Below are 18,337 nucleotides of genomic sequence, written 5' to 3'. Positions count from 1 at the left end.
CAAGCTTAGCGCAGATTATCTAATAATGGTAGCGTTAAGCCAAAACTACTTGTGATTGATGACCGCTCATGGCGTCCATGACAGGTACTTGCTTTGGTGCACGAGGAGCGGCAAATTGCTTGGTTAAGCCAAGCTCGCGCATGAGCCTATCATCGCCTGATTGACTGGTGTTGCCCGTGGTCAGCAGTTTGTCACCATAAAAGAATGAGTTGGCACCTGCCATAAATGCTAATGCTTGCTCAGCGTCAGATAAGCTTTCGCGACCCGCAGATAAACGTACATAGCTACTTGGACAGCAAATACGTGTCACAGCAATGGTACGAATCCACTCAAGCACTGACAATTGACCTTCTGCCAAGACCTTATCACCGATTGGCGTGCCCTGAATCGGCACCAATAAGTTGACTGGAATAGACTCTGGTGCTTTAGGCATTTTTAGTAGCTCATGCACCCAGTCAATGCGGTCATCACGGCTCTCACCCATACCGACGATATTGCCGCTACAGACGTTGATACCTGAGTTGCGTACGTTTGTAATGGTATCTAGACGCTCATCGTAGCTGCGCGTACTGACTACTTGCTCATAGTAGCTTCTAGACGTATCCAAATTATGATTGTAGTAATCCAGTCCTGCGTCTGCCAGTTGTGCGGCCTGGTCAGTATCTAGCATACCTAGAGTCATACAGGTCTCAAGCCCTAAGGCTTTGACTTCTTTGACCAGCTCGACCACATAAGGCATGTCTTTGGCACTAGGGTGCTTCCATGCTGCGCCCATGCAAAATCGTGATGAGCCAGTAGCTTTTGCACGTTTGGCAGCGGCAATCACCTTGTCCACCTCTATGCGCTTCTCAGCGACCAGCTTGGTTTTATCGCGGTGGTGACCGGATTGTGAGCAGTAGCCACAATCTTCAGGGCAGTTGCCAGTCTTGATAGACAACAAGGTGCTGATTTGTACTTCATTGGCATTAAAGTTCTGACGATGTATGGTTTGCGCTTGTAATAATAAATCCATCAATGGCAAATCGAACAATTGGGCAATCTGCTCGCGACTGTATTTGCTGGCAGTGGCTTGTGGGGCATCGGTCGGTAGTGATGCTAAAAAATCGTTGTTATTGCTATTAGTGTTGTTATTTGGCTCTGTGATATTAAGCAGTGCTGACATAATATAAATCCTTTTATAAAGATATTAAGCATGGTCATAGAAGATAAACATCGGATGTCGCTCATCTGTTTTAATTTTTTAGTAGTACGATCTACAATAAAAAAGGTTGCGCTATAGTATAGCGCAACCTTTTTAGAAAATCAGAAACTAGCGAAGCCGTCATTCAGCTATCACTAACAGCTAGCTATCTATCGCTTCTGATTATTCGATTATTTACCCAACTTGTGCTTAGCAACGCCGACCCAATGGTTGGCAAGTTTTTGTGCTTTATAAGCATATGGCTTGGCTTTTTGGATATAAGGTTTACATTCTTCTGGAATGGCTGGCACGATATGCTTAGCAAGTTTATTGAACCACATCATTAGGCTGTAATCGCCTTCGATGCTTAAGTTGCCTTCTTGTACGGCAGTCATAAAGGCAGGAAGGCTGCCTTTAGTTAAAAGCTTAACGCCTGTCATAGAGTCTTTGAAATTGATAGTCAGGTCAGCTTCTTTAGCATGACCACTATGTTGGCTAAATTCACCATTATCAAAGCTATAATAACGTGCCACATCTGCTTCAGTGCTAGCAAGCTCAATAATAACCTTGCGATCTGCAAGTATTTTTTTAACATCTTCATTATCGCTATCAGCTAGCATAGACAAACGATAACCAATCACAGCTAATAAAACATCTAATGGATCAGACTTAATATCCAAAACCGGTACAGTAAACATAGACAAACTCCTAAAAAATGAGACGCAAATAATGCGTACTTTATAACAATTTTTGTGACAAATATATAAGTAGATTATAAACGATTGCTAGGTGTCAATTCTTTAGGAGTTACGTAGAGAGCCTTAAGTATCTTGTAACATTCGATGACAGCAATATAATAGGGCAGTGCTTAATGAAAGCGTGGCTGATAGTCGTCGTCATAGACGGGTGTATGCTCTATATAGCGCGCTGCTTGCAGCTCACGCTCTTGTATCATGCTGCGACTGACATCCTCATAGCGTAACGCTCGATACAAGACCCATGCGCCTAAAGGCAGCCAACTGATACCCATAGCAATTACATAATTGTGCCACTCTGACCACAAGAACCAATGTGTCATTAAACTATGAATCATTTCTACGGCTAACCAGTATCCCATGCCGCCAAACAAATACCAAAGCAACCAGCGCTGTGATGACACAGCAATAGCAATAACTGCGATTAAAAATAAACCATAGCCCAATATGGCACTTGTACTCAACGCCTCGCTACCAAATGTAGAAAATATTGTTAATAACATTGTTCATCTCGCTCTTCATAAGGTGAATTCCAACAAGGCTATTATGGAAGTTTGTAGCAGAAAGCTAAAGCCTCTGAAGGCGACTTTGCGACAACAGCTGACGTTTGATTTTTTAAAAGTATTTGGCAAAATAAATGGCAAATCTCACAGTTTTAGACAACAAAAAAACGCCTTAATATGGGCGCTTTTTTTTAATGGTAAGATTTAATATAGTGAGTTCAATATAGAAGAGTTATGTTAAGAATAGCATTATGCTGGTATAAATTTCTCTCGCTTGCTGTGCGCTTTGCACTCCAGAGGCTTCGCAAAATTTATCCCAGCCGTACTGTATTCTTTTTAAATTGAATCGCCTATAGCAAGAGTAGACAGACACTAAGGGCGAGGGCTACGGTGACCCCAAAGCGATAAGGCAGTCACTAGAATGGCACCTAATAGCATCAAGCTCAAGGTCGTTAACCACTCTGCGCCAGTAGGGTAATGCCATGGCATGACGTTATAAACGGCTTCACTATTTAATGTCCCTAGGGCATCTGTTTTCCAAGGCCAGACTTTGACCAACGAGCCTGCGATAAAGCCGATAAGTAGCGCTAAAGTTGCTTGATAATAACGGGACAATAACCATTTGAGCATACGGGTAAAGAGCAATAATCCCGTTGCCATACCAGCCACCAATGTAAAGATAATAGCAAAGTTCAAAGTATGAACCGCTTCGAGCACCGTATCATAAGCACCCATCAACAATAAAATAAAAGATCCTGAGATGCCTGGTAATATCATCGCGCAAATAGCGATAGCACCGGCAACAAACAAATACGGCAAACTTGGCGTCGTATTCATCAGAGGCAAGCTGCTAATGATAACGGCGCTGGCTACTCCAAGCAGGAACAATAGCGCCCGTCCGATATTCCAGCGCTTAATCTCACTTAATAACAGAAAAACAGTTGCAATGACCAAACCAAAAAAGAATGACCAAATCATTAAAGGCTGATTGTCTAATAAATGCTTAATAACACCGGCAAGCGTTGCAAGGCTGGTGGCAATACCCATCAATAAGAACAATAAAAAAGTGGCATCGACTTGTCGCCATACTGCAATTAAACCTTTGATACCACCCTCTTGGCGAAAGACCTGCCAAAGATTGGGACCCACACTGCTCAAAGCGTTAATTAAGCGCTCATAAATACCTGCAATCAATGCAATCGTACCACCAGAGACGCCCGGTACAATGTCAGCCGCGCCCATTGCCAACCCTCGCACATAGACACCCAGTAATTCCTTGGGGCTGTTGTTATAAATCGGGCTGCTTTCGTCAGCCGCAGGTTGGTTATCTAACTGGGTGGAAGATGACTGGGCATCTGGCCGTGGTGATTGTGATGCCGTCATGGACAATCCTTTTTATTGGACAAGATAAAGTTACTGGATAAGATAAAAGTTATTGAAAAAGATAAACATGGCAATATGAAATGACAATCGCGAATGGCAGTATAGTAGCGCCAAAAAACACTGTAAAGCAGAGAATAAACCATAAAAGCTGGACCAATTAAAATGTATAAGCCCAGCTTTTGGTTCGATATCTTTTATAATTAGCTAAACTTTGCTGCGTTCACTGCTGCGTACAAATGCAGGATAGCCTAGCGCATATAGTACCCCTTCAAGCCCTGTGACATTCACAGCGGCATCGGCGCGCGCTTGTACGATAGGTTTGGCATTAAAAGCCACGCCCAAATCGGCCAGTGCCATCATCGGTAAGTCATTGGCGCCGTCACCGACACAAACCACTTGAGACATCGTAATACCTAGGCGCTCAGCCGTATGGGCGACGATAGCCGCTTTTTTAGCACCATTAACGATAGGCAACTGTATATGACCGGTGACTTCACCTTCTTCGATATCCAATGAGTTGGCGTGTATTTCATCAATACCCAATTGCTCGGCGATATAGCGAGCGAAGTACGTAAAGCCACCGGATACAAGGACCGTATGATAGCCCAACGCTTTTAGAGCGCTAATGGTGGCCAAGGCACCTGTCGATAATGTTAAGCGACTGCAAATTTCATCAAGCACGCTGGTTGGAATACCTTGCAATAACGCCACGCGCTGCGCAAAAGATTCATCAAAATCCATCTCGCCCCGCATGGCGGCTTCAGTGATGGCTTCTACTTGCTCGCCAATACCTGCCGTTTTTGCCAGCTCAACGATGACTTCTTGTTCAATCAACGTAGAGTCCATATCAAAGCAGGCAAGCTTATGAGTGCGCAGCATATGACCGACCGATAAGATATGACAATCTACAACATCTAAGTGATCGCTTACGACGGCGTTTTGAGCGTTGTTATAAGCTTCAGTCAAGTCGCGACGCAAACGCGTGGTCAATTGGTCATCAATGATATGTGCGGCGGCAGTTTTTTTGGCAGGATGCATCAGGGTATCAGTCACTGGCACCAATAGATAACGGAACACTTGCACATCGATAAATGAGCGTTTGGCAAAAGGTTGCGCCGTGTCTACATCAGCAATTTCAACATCTACAAAATTGGCATCAGCATCTTCTGCAACCGTGACCAAATGCCAATTTGGCTGCTCATCAACCCATGATTGTACATACTGGTGGATATCAAGTGAAGATACATGCGTCGGCAATACCACAATCAAAGCAAAAATAGGCAAGGATTGTAGTGCATCAAAATCCTGTAAATTGGTACCCTCTGGTAGTAACGAGGCCACGGAATCAACCGCCTGTTGCCATGCTTTGCTGTCTTTTGGTAACGAGTAAGAGGTATTGTTTGGCATCGCTCAATTGTCCCTTGTATGCTGATATAAGATTAGGAATAATAACAGCTTTAGTAAGCAGCTACTATAGATGAGACGCAAAGTATCAGTAGCGAATAAAACAGCAAATAAAACGGCGACTGTTGCAAAAAAATCTCCGTAAAATTGAAATGACTCATTACAAAAAAATTATGATACTCGCTAACGCCATAACCCTTACTATGGTGATATAGTAGATGTCAATGAGTGGGTAAGCGAGTCGTAAATACTGCTTAAATGCTTGCGCCACACATAATTGCACAACATAACTACTGTACGATAGCAGCGTTTAATAATCAGTCTTATAAAAAAAGATTATTTAGACAATGCGGTATTGAATTGAACAAATATAGCTGCATACTCTTGCAAAAATGAGCGAATGAGCAATAGCCTCGTTTTTTAACTCCATTTATCCAAAAAAGTTTCCCATATCATGACCTATTTAGCGCCGCGGCAAGGGTTGTTTGCCATCATTCTTCTGGTTAGTTTTTGTTTGCAAACCCTATTATTGGTCATCAGTACCGATCAACAGCTGAGCAACAGTCGTGCGCAAAAAGGCGAGCAAATGGTCGCTCAGCTCATTGACGAAGCGCGCCTGTCTTTAGAAAATAAAGACCGCGTCAGCTTAAGCGTTATTGCCAATCGCTATACCAGCGAACAAGACGTGACTCGCATCCTGATTAAAGACAATAATGGCGATATCTTGGTGCCTGTCGGCAATGCGCCGATGCAGCAGGGTGATACCATTAGTCAAATTGCAACCAAAGGCGATGCGGTCATCGGTAGTGTGGCATTGACTCTAAAGGATATTAGCAAGGGTGAAATCATCGCCATGCAATGGCCATTTGTGATTGGTTCGATGGTGCTGCATTTATTGCTGTGGCTGATTTACAGCTATATCGCTCGTCCAACCAGAGAGCAAATCAACGCCATCAGCCGCGATGTTCAAGACTTGCATCGTGAGCAATATACGCAGCTTGATCAGCGTGGTTATGCTCGTGAGCGAGAACGTCGTCAATCAATGTCTACTGCTGATAGTGATAGTGGTGAAACAGGTACTAGCCAAAGTGATCGTTTGGTCCATGACGGTCAATCTAATGGTCAAGCAGCTGCCAGTACAGCGTATAGCCAGCAACCTAATACGCGTAAATTAGATATTCATAGTGCTGTCAATCAGTATGTCAGAACCCAGCAGAATCAAGATTCGATGCTCGATGATAATACTAACGGTACAACTGCGGATGCTGCCAGTAATATGACAGACAGTGATGTCAATGATCATACTGCTTATAAAGCTGAAGACAGTAGCCAGCATGCTAACAATCATGTCTCTCGATTGTCTGCTACCAGAGCATTTGATAGTGTCAGCGTCCAGATTGTCTTTCATGATGAGTTTAATATGCTTGAGCGCTTGGCACCGTCTCAACGTCTGCCGTATTTGGCACTCTGTACGCAGCTACTAAACCAAGCGGTGACTGAGTTACTGAAACAGCCATTGTTGTTGGGTGTAAGCGCAATCAATGAACCACACTTTGATGAAAGTGGTGCTTATGTGATGCTTAAAGCAGAGAATAGCCATGCAAAAGTTGCATTGGCAGGCGTGATGCTAGCCAAGCTATACTTGATGCTGAATAAAATTATTCATGATAAGCATATTGAGCTGTCACGATTTGCCCTGCCAGCCAAAGCTGGTGTGAGTGACAATGCCCAAGTCGATGCCATGACGCATCTGCTAGATAGCGTCGGCAAAAAAGAGCAGATGCTGATTTTATTGCCGAATGGTGGTCTTAAACAAATCAGTCATCACGTACAAGTACAAAGCGTCATGCGTCCAACGACGGTTTATGAGCGTGAATGCGCGATATTCGATGGTGGTAATGATGCGATGATTCAGCGTTTGGCCGATGTGCGTAATGCGGTATTGATGATCGATGACTCAGAAGAGTAGGATTAGATACTCTATTTAACTTGCAGAAATTGTCTACAATTGCCCGCGCGATAATGACCAATAGTGTCTTGTTGTTGACTTGTAAATGCGTCATAGTAATAAAAAGCATTGACAAGGCTTAATAGAGACTTTATAAGGCATATATATATTGATAACTTTTCAGTAATTTTGCCAAAAAAGATAGGAGTTGGTCATGAGTGATGCTGATATTGATGACGATTTTGATGATGATTTCGTTGATGATGATGATGCAAAGATGGTTGAAGAAGCAGAGACGAGTGTACGTACACGCTTAAGTAGCCTTGAGAAGCGTCGTCTAATTGATAATCTGCTAGAAGAAAAACGTTTGGCTAAAGAGCTAAAGGATGATCTAGACGATATCGATAATTTTGATGAAGATGGCGATGATTGGGATGATGACGAACTTTAATTCGTCATCGCTATAATAAGGTTATCACGCAAATATTTTGCGAATACTTTTTAAGTATTGATTTGCACTATTATGGCTATTAGCTAACCATCGTTAACTAATTGTCCTAAGTGTGCTGTGCTAAGCTGGTTAGGTTCTGATTTTAATAGTATCAATAGTGAACAGCACCTATTTAACCAGCTATTTCTCACAGCTGTACTTTAGCAATGATTGATTTAAAAAATCTTTGGGTAGATTGACTTATTCAAGATAATCGTCATCTTTATACCTCTCGTTATTTTATATAACCCTTATTTATTGCGCATGACGCAATCCATCTTTCAAGGACAACGACACCATGACCAACCAACTTAGTTTCGATGAACTACTCGATTATTTAGACAACGAAGAAAGCGCATTTGTACTTGATAGTGTTGCGACTCATGGTTTTTTGACTGCGACGGTTATTGGGCGTCCACTGCCTAATTGGTTAGAAGCACTGTTTGAAGATAATGTGAGCGAGATTCCAGCAAACGTGATTGATGGTATTCAGCGCTGGCGCGAGTCGATCATCGCTGAGCTAAAAAACGAGACGCCTATTGAGCTACCGTTTGGTGAAGATGCGGGCAATGAAGAAGTGGCGGTCGATTTTTCTGATGATTCAGATATCGTTGCTTGGTCGATTGGCTTTGTGGATGCAATGTATGGTGATGAAGCCAGTGATTGGATGGAAAACGAAGAGACTGCAGAAGATGTGGCCGTTTTGACCTTGCCGATGATTGTGCTGAGTGGTATCGATGATGAAGACCCTGAGCTTGCTGAGATGCGTAAAGACCAAGATAAAATGGTACAAATGGTAAACAGCATCGAAGGCAACTTAACTGAGCTGTTTTTGTTGTTCCATACTAACGACTAAAGAGTTTGCTCAATATAAATTATTTGAGCAATGTGCTTTTTAATGCGTTTTAAAGTATCGTGCTTTTATCTTGAACGGGCGATACGTTTTTATCATTCTGTAAGTCACTAATTCTGTAGGTTACCAATAAGGCTGTACTATGACTGTCCAACTCTCCAATCTTGAGCACTTGCCCAACTATCAGATTACTGAGCGCTTGGATGTGGTATACGGCAGTACCGTACGCTCAAAGCATGTTGGTAAAGATTTATTTGCGGGTCTAAAAAACATCGTAGGCGGTGAACTCACTGCCTATACGGAGCTGTTAGAAGAATCGCGTCAAGAGGCGATTGATCGTATGATCGTCAAAGCTGAGGCGTTGGGCGCTGATGCAGTGGTTGGACTGCGTTTCTCGACCTCTAGTATTGCACAAGGTGCCTCTGAGCTATTTGTTTACGGTACAGCGGTCAAAGCCGTACGGATGCCACAACAGCCTGTCCATCAATCAACGAATCAACCGCCGAATCAGTCATCAAATCATCATTCTCAATATGAAGAGCCTGTGGCGTCAGTTGCTCAGCCTTCAACAGTAAAGTCACCTGATGATTTACCGCGCTTTAATCCTTTTGGTGAATAAGACTACGCTCAAGCACTGACAGGTAGCCTTTTTGATGATAAGAGACGTTCCATGAATCAATCGTTCAGCCAAATGTTGATGAACTATGCGCCGCTGCTGGTCTTATTTATAGTTGGCTGGTTTTTTGGTGCGCGTCATGAGCGTCAGCATTTGGCAAGATTGACTATTGCCGAAGCTGAGTTGAGCCATATTATTGTCTCAAGTGAGCGTTTTTATGTACCAAAACTAGTGTCGCAGTCTGAGGGTGAGTTGGTGCTTGGTAGCGTCGTTATTGCGCAAGATTATTTTAAAATGGTCATTGCCAAAGTGCTGAGTTTCTTTGGTAAAAATCTCACCACCTATGAGACCTTGCTTGATCGTGCCCGCCGTGAAGCTCTAGTACGTATGCGCACCCAAGCACAGGCAAAAGGCTATAATCATATTTATGGTTTGCGTCTTGAAGTCAGTAATATAAATCAATTGGGTAGTATGGTCGAAGCGATCGCTTACGGTACGGCAGTTATGAGTACTGAAAATTCTACTAAAGCGCCCAATAATGCTTTCAGCAATACTCCTGCCAAAACCTCAATCAATATTTCCAAAAAATAAGCGTTTATACCGTCATAGCTATTTAACTAAAAGTATTTAACGCCAATTATCAAAATCCAAATTATCCAAAAGCTCACATTAAACACTCTCATTTAATCTCGTTACAATCCCTTTTACTCTTACTCAATCTCTATATTCTGCATTTGACTGGTGAGTCGTTGAATAAAACAGCTAAACCTGACTTTTGACCTATATACTCCCTTTATTAATTCTTAATTATTGTTGATAGTTAGCAATAACATTGCTATGAAAGATGCTATAAAAAATCGTTCGAAATGAGAATCGTTTAAAACGGGTGATGTTTGTTATCTATAAGCATTAGCAAGGATTGCTAATCAGGCATCATTTAATCATTATAAATTGACCTAGCAATAGGTCTTATCTACAAGGATGTAGTTTATGGAAAGTCTGGCTCTAGTCACCTTAGTAAATACCGTTGTTATTCCTATTTGCTTGTTTTTAATCATGATGGGTATGGGTTTGACCCTGATTACCAATGATTTTAAACGGGTATTAAAATACCCAAAAGCTGTCGGTATAGGCTTGACCAATCAGCTGATACTGTTGCCAATTATTGGCTTTGCCCTAGCTAATATCATGCCATTACGCCCAGAATACGCCGTCGGAGTTATGCTCCTCGTTCTGTGTCCGGGCGGCACTACCTCAAACTTATTTACCTATTTGGCTAAAGGCGATGTGGCGCTGTCGGTGACGATGACAGCGATTGCCAGCGTTATTACGGTATTTAGCATTCCCATTGTACTGAGTTTTTCATTGATTTATTTTATGGGCAGCGGTAGTGAGTTTGAATTGCCGGTAGTAAAAACCGTGCTTACCTTAGTGGTACTGACGATTGTACCTATTAGCATTGGGATGCTGATTAAACGCTACGCACCAAAAGTCGCCGATCGCTCACAAGTCTATGTGTCTCGATTTGGGGTGATATTTTTAACGTTTTTAGTGCTGTTTTTGTGTTATGTACAACGCGATATCATTGTCGACGCCTTTATCGCTACCGGCCCTGTATCGGTATTATTAAACGTCTCAACCATGGCGCTCGGTTATTATAGTAGCAAATGGTTCGGTCTTAACTTAGCGCAAAGGACTTCGGTGACGCTAGAAGTCGGTCTACAAAACAGTACCTTGTCGATATTTATGGCATTAACGCTATTATCTAACTACGATATGTCGATGATGCCAGCTATTTATACCTTGGTAATGTTCCTAACGGCAGGCATTTTGGTGCGTATATTTAGCGCTCGGCACAATAAGTTAAGAAAGTCTGAGATAGAAAGTAGTGTGTTGGCAGCGCGTATGCTGTAAATAGGGATGAGTTATTTGTATAATTACTCAGGCATAATTGCTCGATTATAATTTTTTAGTTATAAAGCTGCATAACCGCTTTCGATATAGTCAGTGCTAAATAAAATAAGTACAAAGGTTATAAAGGGCTACTGTGGTAAATTTTGCTTGCTTGCTGTGTGCTTTGCACTCTCTAGGCTGCGTCAAATTTATCCCAGCAGCCTTGTACTGTTTTTCAATGGAATTATTATAGTTAAAGTTGGTTATAGAGTTTTAGCGTTAGATTTAAAAATACCGTGCTGATTGTCTCTAGTAAGGTCCACGGATATTGTTTTTTGCTTCTAACTTATCCTTAGCTGTTTCTTCTTTTACTTTGGCTAATTCAAATAGGAAGGTACGGTTTTTAAGTATCGCGACAAATACCACGCCGCCGACGGTATTGCCGACCAACACCACGGCTAAAAACAGCAAATAACGCCCTAAGCTGACGGTATTGCCATAGAGCAAGGCTGAGAATACTTCGATATTACCCACGATACTATGATGCAAACCTAAAAATCCGATACTGCCAGTAATAAGCGTCACCAAGACGATGCGGCTAAGGGTATCGCGCGCTGAGGTTACAAGCCACGCGGTGACGCCCATCATCCAACCTGCCAAGATAGCACTGCCAAATATTACCCACCATCTAAACCCTAAGATATGCTCGGCGTAAATATCAATGTCGCTGACGCTAAATAGCTGCATATTTAAACCTAAACCTATCATTAATGCCGCAAATAAACAGCCGCCAACGACGTTGCCAGCGATGACAATGCCCCACAGGCGTAACAGCTTATTGAGCGGTTCGATTTTATTGAGCACAGGTAGGCTTAAGAGTGAGGTTTGTTCGGTAAATAATAGCGACTGACCGATGACGACGATAATAAAACCAATCGGGTAAAGTAGGGAGGCAAGTACCACAGCATAATGGCTCGGTAGCACGCCACTCAATAGCGCAAAAGCCGCTAAAATCATAAAAAAGCTGATGCCAATCTCAAGGCCAGCGGTAAAAGCACTGGTAAATAGTGAGCCAAGTGAGCGCTCAAAAGTTTCTCTGGCATCCATCACTTGCTCGACTAAGATACTGGCATAGCTTTTTGCTTGACTTAAATTGTCATCATTAGCGACTTTTTTGATGGTTTCTTGGTCTTCTTTGCTAATATCCTCAGAGAAGTCTTCGTATTCCAAGTTTTCTTTTGCATTAGTATCGTCTGGCGTATCCGCATCGCTAATATCTTTATTTTTAGTACTAGATGGATGATTAGCGCTCTCATCAATCAAGCGCTGATCATCTATCTTGTCAGATTTAGAGTGGCTGCTATTGTTATAAGTGTGCTCAGTATCTTGGGACACAGTTGGCTCGCTATTTATCAGGCTATCATTTTAGGATAAAAACGCCATTTATTATGCTATACGATAACTATATAAGTTCTCGCATCACCTATATTTTATAACACGACTAGGATTTATTTTGTTGGAAGTTCAGCCGATTGCGGTTGTTTATTGGTGTTTTCTGCTATTTGCTGGTGTTAGGGGCGTAATGACGCGCTGTAAGGCTGATAAATTACCTTAGCATCTAACAAAATCTGCCCATCTACGTTAAAATCACTCTATTAATTATTTTCCCTATTTTTCGATAACTTTGTTTGACCACATTCATTTTTAATAAAAGACCATTCTATTATGAGTACTCCTAATACCCCTGAAAATACCAAGAGCAACCTGACCGAATCTATTCAAGCCGCCTTAAGTCAATTAGAGAACGCCTACAATCCAAGCGATGTCGAAGCAGGCATGTATCAAGGCTGGGAAGACAGTGGTTATTTTAAGCCAAGCTTTGATAAAGATGAGTCGTTCTCTATCGCCTTGCCGCCACCGAACGTCACCGGTTCACTGCATATGGGTCATGGCTTTAATAATGCCATTATGGATGCGCTGACCCGTTATCACCGTATGGATGGTGACAATACGTTGTGGCAACCGGGTACGGATCATGCAGGTATTGCCACCCAAATGGTGGTTGAGCGTCGTTTGGAGGCGCAAGGTATTAAGCGCCGTGATATGACGCGTGAAGACTTTATCGATAAAGTGTGGGAATGGAAAGAAGAGTCGGGCGACAATATCACCCGTCAGATTCGTCGGCTTGGCAGCTCGGTCGATTGGTCGCGTGAACGCTTTACCATGGATGATGGCTTATCGAATGCGGTTAAAGAAGTGTTCGTGCGTCTGTTTGACGATGGTTTGATTTATCGTGGTAAACGCTTGGTCAACTGGGATCCTAAGTTCCAAACCGCATTATCTGATTTAGAAGTAGAAAACGTCGATGAAAAAGGCAGTTTATGGCATTTCCGCTATCATTTCACTGATAAAGAGTTGCAAACCCAAGAGGGTAAAAACTATCTGGTCGTCGCCACCACGCGCCCTGAAACCTTACTGGGTGACACCGCCGTTGCGGTTAATCCAAAGGATGTGCGTTACGCGCATTTGATTGGCAAAACCATTACCTTGCCAATCACTGGTCGCATTGTGCCTATTGTTGCCGATGATTATGTTGACATCGAATTTGGTACCGGCTGCGTAAAAATCACCCCAGCCCATGACTTTAATGACTATGAACTTGGTCGTCGTCATAACTTGCCATTGATTAATATCCTTGATGAGCGCGCTAAAATTTTGCCAGCGATGGAAGTTTATCCTGATCTGCAAACACGTGAGCCAACATTAGAGACCACGCCAAGTGAGTATGCAGGGCTTGAGCGTTTTGCTGCGCGTAAATTCCTTGTCGAGCAAGCGGGCGAGCAAGGCTGGCTAGAAGATATCGAAGACTACGCGCTCAAAGCCCCGCGTGCTGAGCGTGGCGGTACGATCGTTGAGCCGTGGTTGACCGATCAATGGTATGTAGCAGTAAGTAAGCTTGCCAAGCCTGCGATTGATGCCGTAGAAGATGGTCGTATTGAATTCGTTCCTGCACAATATAAAAACATGTATATGTCGTGGATGACCGACTTGCAGGACTGGTGTATCAGCCGTCAGCTATGGTGGGGACATCGTATCCCTGCATGGTATGACGATGCGACGGGTGAAATCTATGTCGCCCGTGACGAAGCGGAAGTGCGTAGCAAGTACAATCTAAGCGATGATATCGTATTGCGCCAAGATAATGACGTGCTCGATACGTGGTTCAGCTCTGGTCTATGGACGTTCAGTACGCTTGACTGGGCAGACGTCAACGCTGATCCACGCGTGATGGACACCTTCCACCCAACCAGCGTGTTGGTGACAGGTTTTGATATTATCTTCTTTTGGGTTGCTCGCATGATCATGATGACCATGCATTTCGTGAAAAACGAAGATGGCACGCCGCAAGTACCATTTAAGACTGTCTATGTGCATGGTCTGGTACGTGATGGCAATGGTCAAAAAATGTCAAAATCTAAAGGTAACGTCTTAGATCCGATTGACCTAATCGACGGTATTGATCTAGAAGCACTGGTAGAAAAACGCACCAGCAATATGATGAATCCAAAAGACGCGGCCAAAATCGAAAAGCAAACGCGTAAAGAGTTTCCTGAAGGCATCCCAGCCTTTGGTACGGATGCATTGCGCTTTACCTTTACCTCATTGGCCAGTACCGGTCGCGATATCAACTTTGATCTAAAGCGTGTCGAGGGCTATCGCAACTTCTGTAATAAAATTTGGAACGCCAGCCGTTTTGTACTCATGAACTGTGTCGATAGCGAAGGTACTGCCAAGCCTATCGACCAAGCGGCAAACCCTGACGTTTGGGAATTGCCAGAAAAATGGATCATGAGTCGTCTGAACTCTACCGTTGCCGATATCCATCAGCATTTCGCCCAGTATCGTCTCGATATGGTCAGCCAAGATATCTATGAGTTCATCTGGAATGAGTACTGTGATTGGTACGTTGAGCTTGCCAAAGCCAGTCTGAATGATGACTCGGTGTCTGACGAGCGCAAAGCGCAAATCCGCTATGTACTGCTGCATGTGCTAGAGACGGCGCTACGCTTTAGCCATCCAATCATGCCGTATCTGACCGAGCAAATCTGGCAGACGGTTGCGCCACTATTAGGTCGTAAAAACACCGATAGCATCGTGGTCGCTGACTATCCAAAAACGGATAAGGCACAAATCAGTGAGCAGGTTGAGGCGGATATGGCGTGGCTACAGGAGCTAATCGCTAGCGTCCGTAACATCCGTGGTGAGATGAAACTGGGCAATGCCGTACGTCTGCCAGTGCTACTACAAAATATCTCTAGCGATGAAGATGCGCGTCTATCACGTATCAAAAACCAGTTCAAAGCGCTTGCCAAAGTTGAGAGCCTAGAGATCGTCAAAGAAGGTGGTGAAGTGCCACTATCGTCATCAAGTATGGTCGGTCAGTTACGTGTACTCGTACCGATGAAAGGTCTGATTGATCCAACGGCTGAGCTAGCACGTTTAGGTAAGTCATATGATAAGTTGAAAGGTCAAGCCGAAGGCATCGCGCGTAAGCTTGGTAATGAAGGCTTTGTGAGTAAAGCACCTGCGGAAGTAGTCGATGCTGAAAAAGCGAAACTGGCTGAGCTAGAAGGGCAGTTGACGGCGATGACGGCGCAGATGGAGCAGTTAAAAGCGTTGTAAATAAAACGTAAATATCTGTAGTAATAAAAAGCGCTGTCACACTTGTGATGGCGTTTTTTATTGTCTACTGATTAGTTCTCTAGTGCATCATTAGTATTACCATTTAACTGAATATTTGTGTGCTATTATTATCAGATTTTTTAGTTTAACTTAGTATTCAATAGCTATATATCTATAACCAGCTCAAAATTAAATTGATACGCTAGTATCAATAGGCTATAAGCATCTTCTTTATATTTTACAGTATTGAAGCAACAAAAAAGGATACATAAAATGGCATTTAATATAACTAGAATGACTGCATATGCATTGATATCTTCTCTCGAAGAGGATTTAAGAGGTCTGGTTAAAGAATATATTATTGACGAAAGCAGCATTAATAAAGAATTACGAGAAAGAGCAAAAATAAGGATTGAAAAGGATATTGGAGGTATTTTCGAAGATATAGAGTTGAGAGAGTTAATCGATTACTTCGATTTGGGTGATACTTTTCAAACTATAAACTCGAATAAGGAAATATTCCCTGATAATGTTATAAAAACTATTAAGCATTTTACTAGAGAACTTGAAACACTCGTTTCTGTTAGAAACAGAGTGATGCATATACGTCCTCTGAATTTTGATGACTTGCCAAATGTTACGAACTTCTGTGAAAGTTTAATAGATTTTGATACGAATATCTCATGGCAAAGCATCAGTGATACGTTAAATAAGATTAAAAGAAATCCAAGCTTTGTGCTGTCATTGAACATAACTAATTTAGATGATGATAACGTAATTAACCACAATTTACCTATGCCAGATTTTGATGAAACTGGACTAATAGGTCGCGATCAGGAAATCGAGCAGATTAAAAAGTTATGCTATGGAAGTTTCCCGGTAATCTCTATTGTGGGTGAAGGTGGTGTAGGTAAATCTGCCTTAGCTTTGAAGGTAGCATATGAATTAATAGAAGATAAAAAGTCGTTTGATGCCGTAGTTTGGGTAACATCTAAAACTACTCAAATAACATTACATGAAATTAGGGAAATAAAAGGAGCAATTAATACTTCCTTAGGTGTTATACAAGAAATTGGTGCACAAGTTATGGGAGATAATTCAAAAGATTATGCTTATACTTTTGATGAAGTTATTGAGTATTTAGCTACGTTTAAGATAGCTTTATTTATTGATAATCTTGAAACTATTATGGATGAAAATATCAAGCGTTTCGTTGGTTCTTTACCTCCAGGAAGTAAGATTATAATTACTTCAAGAATTGGTTTAGGTGCATATGAATACCCTATAAAGCTTCAAGGGATTGAAGAAAAGTATGCTTCTCAATTGTTGAGAATGGTTGCAAAAATTCGTAGTGTAAATGCTATTAGTACCTTACCTGAAAAGAAATTACGAGATTACGTAAATAGGATGCATAGGAACCCTAGTTATATCAAATGGTTCGTAAGCTCTGTAAATACTGGTATGAGTATCGAGACAGTATTGCAAAACTCAGGAAGTTTTCTAGATTTTTGTATGTCAAACGTTTATCAATATCTGTCTAAGGATGCTCAACAAATAACTACTTCAATGCAATGTGCAAGTGGTCATATGGGGTTGCCAGAATTGGCATATTTAAATGATTTTGATTCCATCCGAGTCCAAGAGGCTATTCTAGAATTAATGTCAACAAATATGTTATCGCAAAGATCTGATGCTAAGAACTCAAGTGTAAAAACAATGTATCAACTTTCTGAGTTAGCACGTTCATATCTTAGTAAACATCACAAACCATCTAATACCTTTCAGAAGAAAATCAGAGACAAGAGGAATAAGTTAAACTCCCTTTTTGAAAGACAGATGAATCAAAATACTTCTGATAAATATGCTCCTTTCAATATTCAATTTAGAGAAAAGTCAGATAGAGTTATAGTTAAAGAGCTTCAAACGATATATGGGCTCATTAATAATTCTGTATATGATGAGGCAATAAACCGCCTTGATGAAGCACATAGATTAGCACCTGATTATTTTGAGGTCGCAAGATTTAAAGCATACTTATTTCAAAAAATAGGTAATACTTCAGACGCTAGAGAACAATATGAATTAGCTATACTACTATCACCAGAAACTCCACAACTTCATTACTGGTTTGGTAAGTTTTTACAAGTATCTGAAGAAAACATTAATGAAGCTGTTGATAATTTTGAAAAAGCATATGAGCTTGATCCAAAATCTCATTTAGTTTCTGTAACACTAGCACGTGGATATCTATTCCAAAATGATTTTGAAAAGGCACAAAAGATTTTAAACCTTTTAGAAGATAGTATTAGTCAAGCTGATGATTTTATACATAAAACCTATTACGATTCGAAAGTACAACTCAATTACAGGAGAGCTGACGCACTCTTCCAAAGAAGTAATTATAAAGAATCTTTAAGTTATTTAGAAAAGATGGCTGATGTTTTTAATGCTATACCTACTAATTTTAAAGATAGATATATTAGAAAAAAGTTGAAAAAATGTAAATATAGCGTATTAAATATAAAAGTGTTATAGGATAAAACATCTCAATAGATATACTTAATCATTATGACTTACTCACTAGACTATCGCAAACAAGTTCTTAAAAGCTTAGCAGATGGCATGACCT

General features: G+C 41.6%; 14 protein-coding genes. 8 read left to right on the top strand and 6 right to left on the bottom strand.

Going from position 1 to position 18,337, the window contains the following annotated elements:
• Positions 1-34 precede the first annotated feature (34 nt).
• The 5 genes from bioB to serB form a co-directional block, all read right to left on the bottom strand.
• The gene (gene bioB / locus JMX75_RS08025; protein ID WP_201531934.1) at positions 35-1,162 is read right to left on the bottom strand and encodes a biotin synthase BioB; all 1,128 of its coding nucleotides are present in this window, start codon (positions 1,160-1,162) and stop codon (positions 35-37) included.
• 209 nt (positions 1,163-1,371) lie between these two features.
• On the bottom strand, positions 1,372-1,878 hold the full coding sequence (locus JMX75_RS08020; RefSeq protein ID WP_011514462.1) for a hypothetical protein: 507 nt from the start codon (positions 1,876-1,878) through the stop codon (positions 1,372-1,374).
• 170 nt (positions 1,879-2,048) lie between these two features.
• Entirely contained in the window at positions 2,049-2,438 is a 390-nt protein-coding gene (aciT, locus tag JMX75_RS08015) for an AciT family ciprofloxacin tolerance protein (protein WP_201531933.1), read from the bottom strand.
• A gap of 372 nt (positions 2,439-2,810) precedes the next feature.
• A complete protein-coding gene (locus JMX75_RS08010) occupies positions 2,811-3,821 on the bottom strand; it encodes a DUF368 domain-containing protein (RefSeq protein WP_201531932.1) in 1,011 nt (336 codons plus the stop codon).
• Between the two features lie 204 nt (positions 3,822-4,025).
• Positions 4,026-5,228, bottom strand: a complete 1,203-nt coding sequence (gene serB, locus JMX75_RS08005; protein ID WP_201531931.1) for a phosphoserine phosphatase SerB — start codon at positions 5,226-5,228, stop codon at positions 4,026-4,028.
• A gap of 451 nt (positions 5,229-5,679) precedes the next feature.
• On the opposite strand from serB, the gene JMX75_RS08000 reads away from it, so the two are divergent.
• From JMX75_RS08000 to JMX75_RS07975, 6 genes are all read left to right on the top strand, one after another.
• Positions 5,680-7,194: a hypothetical protein gene (locus tag JMX75_RS08000; protein ID WP_201531930.1), complete on the top strand. Its 1,515-nt coding sequence runs from the start codon at positions 5,680-5,682 to the stop codon at positions 7,192-7,194.
• A gap of 193 nt (positions 7,195-7,387) precedes the next feature.
• The gene (locus tag JMX75_RS07995) at positions 7,388-7,624 is read left to right on the top strand and encodes a PA3496 family putative envelope integrity protein (RefSeq protein ID WP_011281113.1); all 237 of its coding nucleotides are present in this window, start codon (positions 7,388-7,390) and stop codon (positions 7,622-7,624) included.
• Between the two features lie 337 nt (positions 7,625-7,961).
• Complete coding sequence (locus JMX75_RS07990; protein WP_020444290.1) at positions 7,962-8,519, top strand: UPF0149 family protein; 558 nt, start codon at positions 7,962-7,964, stop codon at positions 8,517-8,519.
• Between the two features lie 139 nt (positions 8,520-8,658).
• Entirely contained in the window at positions 8,659-9,135 is a 477-nt protein-coding gene (locus JMX75_RS07985) for a YbjQ family protein (RefSeq protein WP_201531929.1), read from the top strand.
• A 51-nt stretch (positions 9,136-9,186) separates the two neighbouring features.
• The gene (locus tag JMX75_RS07980) at positions 9,187-9,723 is read left to right on the top strand and encodes a YbjQ family protein (RefSeq protein WP_181209634.1); all 537 of its coding nucleotides are present in this window, start codon (positions 9,187-9,189) and stop codon (positions 9,721-9,723) included.
• A 399-nt stretch (positions 9,724-10,122) separates the two neighbouring features.
• Complete coding sequence (locus JMX75_RS07975) at positions 10,123-11,046, top strand: bile acid:sodium symporter family protein (RefSeq protein WP_201531928.1); 924 nt, start codon at positions 10,123-10,125, stop codon at positions 11,044-11,046.
• A gap of 288 nt (positions 11,047-11,334) precedes the next feature.
• On the opposite strand, the gene JMX75_RS07970 is transcribed toward JMX75_RS07975, so the two are convergent.
• Positions 11,335-12,420, bottom strand: coding sequence for a formate/nitrite transporter family protein (locus JMX75_RS07970; protein WP_201531927.1), 1,086 nt, complete (start codon positions 12,418-12,420; stop codon positions 11,335-11,337).
• 330 nt (positions 12,421-12,750) lie between these two features.
• Here JMX75_RS07970 and JMX75_RS07965 point away from each other — a divergent pair, with 330 nt between their 5' ends.
• On the top strand, positions 12,751-15,708 hold the full coding sequence (locus JMX75_RS07965) for a valine--tRNA ligase (RefSeq protein ID WP_201531926.1): 2,958 nt from the start codon (positions 12,751-12,753) through the stop codon (positions 15,706-15,708).
• A 273-nt stretch (positions 15,709-15,981) separates the two neighbouring features.
• The gene (locus tag JMX75_RS07960) at positions 15,982-18,243 is read left to right on the top strand and encodes a tetratricopeptide repeat protein (protein ID WP_201531925.1); all 2,262 of its coding nucleotides are present in this window, start codon (positions 15,982-15,984) and stop codon (positions 18,241-18,243) included.
• The last annotated feature ends 94 nt before the right edge of the window (positions 18,244-18,337 follow it).

Source organism: Psychrobacter sp. LFX-11D, from assembly GCF_904846475.1.
GTDB lineage: Bacteria > Pseudomonadota > Gammaproteobacteria > Pseudomonadales > Moraxellaceae > Psychrobacter > Psychrobacter cryohalolentis.
The sequence above is the reverse complement of the archived record's forward strand: the minus strand, read 5'-3'. Positions and strand labels throughout refer to the sequence as shown.

Excerpts from the sequence above, each read along its gene's own strand:
- bioB (WP_201531934.1), bottom strand. The coding sequence starts at position 1,162 with ATGTCAGCACTGCTTAATATCACAGAGCCAAATAACAACACTAATAGC.
- JMX75_RS08020 (WP_011514462.1), bottom strand. The coding sequence starts at position 1,878 with ATGTTTACTGTACCGGTTTTGGATATTAAGTCTGATCCATTAGATGTT.
- aciT (WP_201531933.1), bottom strand. The coding sequence starts at position 2,438 with ATGTTATTAACAATATTTTCTACATTTGGTAGCGAGGCGTTGAGTACA.
- JMX75_RS08010 (WP_201531932.1), bottom strand. The coding sequence starts at position 3,821 with ATGACGGCATCACAATCACCACGGCCAGATGCCCAGTCATCTTCCACC.
- serB (WP_201531931.1), bottom strand. The coding sequence starts at position 5,228 with ATGCCAAACAATACCTCTTACTCGTTACCAAAAGACAGCAAAGCATGG.
- JMX75_RS08000 (WP_201531930.1), top strand. The coding sequence starts at position 5,680 with ATGACCTATTTAGCGCCGCGGCAAGGGTTGTTTGCCATCATTCTTCTG.
- JMX75_RS07995 (WP_011281113.1), top strand. The coding sequence starts at position 7,388 with ATGAGTGATGCTGATATTGATGACGATTTTGATGATGATTTCGTTGAT.
- JMX75_RS07990 (WP_020444290.1), top strand. The coding sequence starts at position 7,962 with ATGACCAACCAACTTAGTTTCGATGAACTACTCGATTATTTAGACAAC.
- JMX75_RS07985 (WP_201531929.1), top strand. The coding sequence starts at position 8,659 with ATGACTGTCCAACTCTCCAATCTTGAGCACTTGCCCAACTATCAGATT.
- JMX75_RS07980 (WP_181209634.1), top strand. The coding sequence starts at position 9,187 with ATGAATCAATCGTTCAGCCAAATGTTGATGAACTATGCGCCGCTGCTG.
- JMX75_RS07975 (WP_201531928.1), top strand. The coding sequence starts at position 10,123 with ATGGAAAGTCTGGCTCTAGTCACCTTAGTAAATACCGTTGTTATTCCT.
- JMX75_RS07965 (WP_201531926.1), top strand. The coding sequence starts at position 12,751 with ATGAGTACTCCTAATACCCCTGAAAATACCAAGAGCAACCTGACCGAA.
- JMX75_RS07960 (WP_201531925.1), top strand. The coding sequence starts at position 15,982 with ATGGCATTTAATATAACTAGAATGACTGCATATGCATTGATATCTTCT.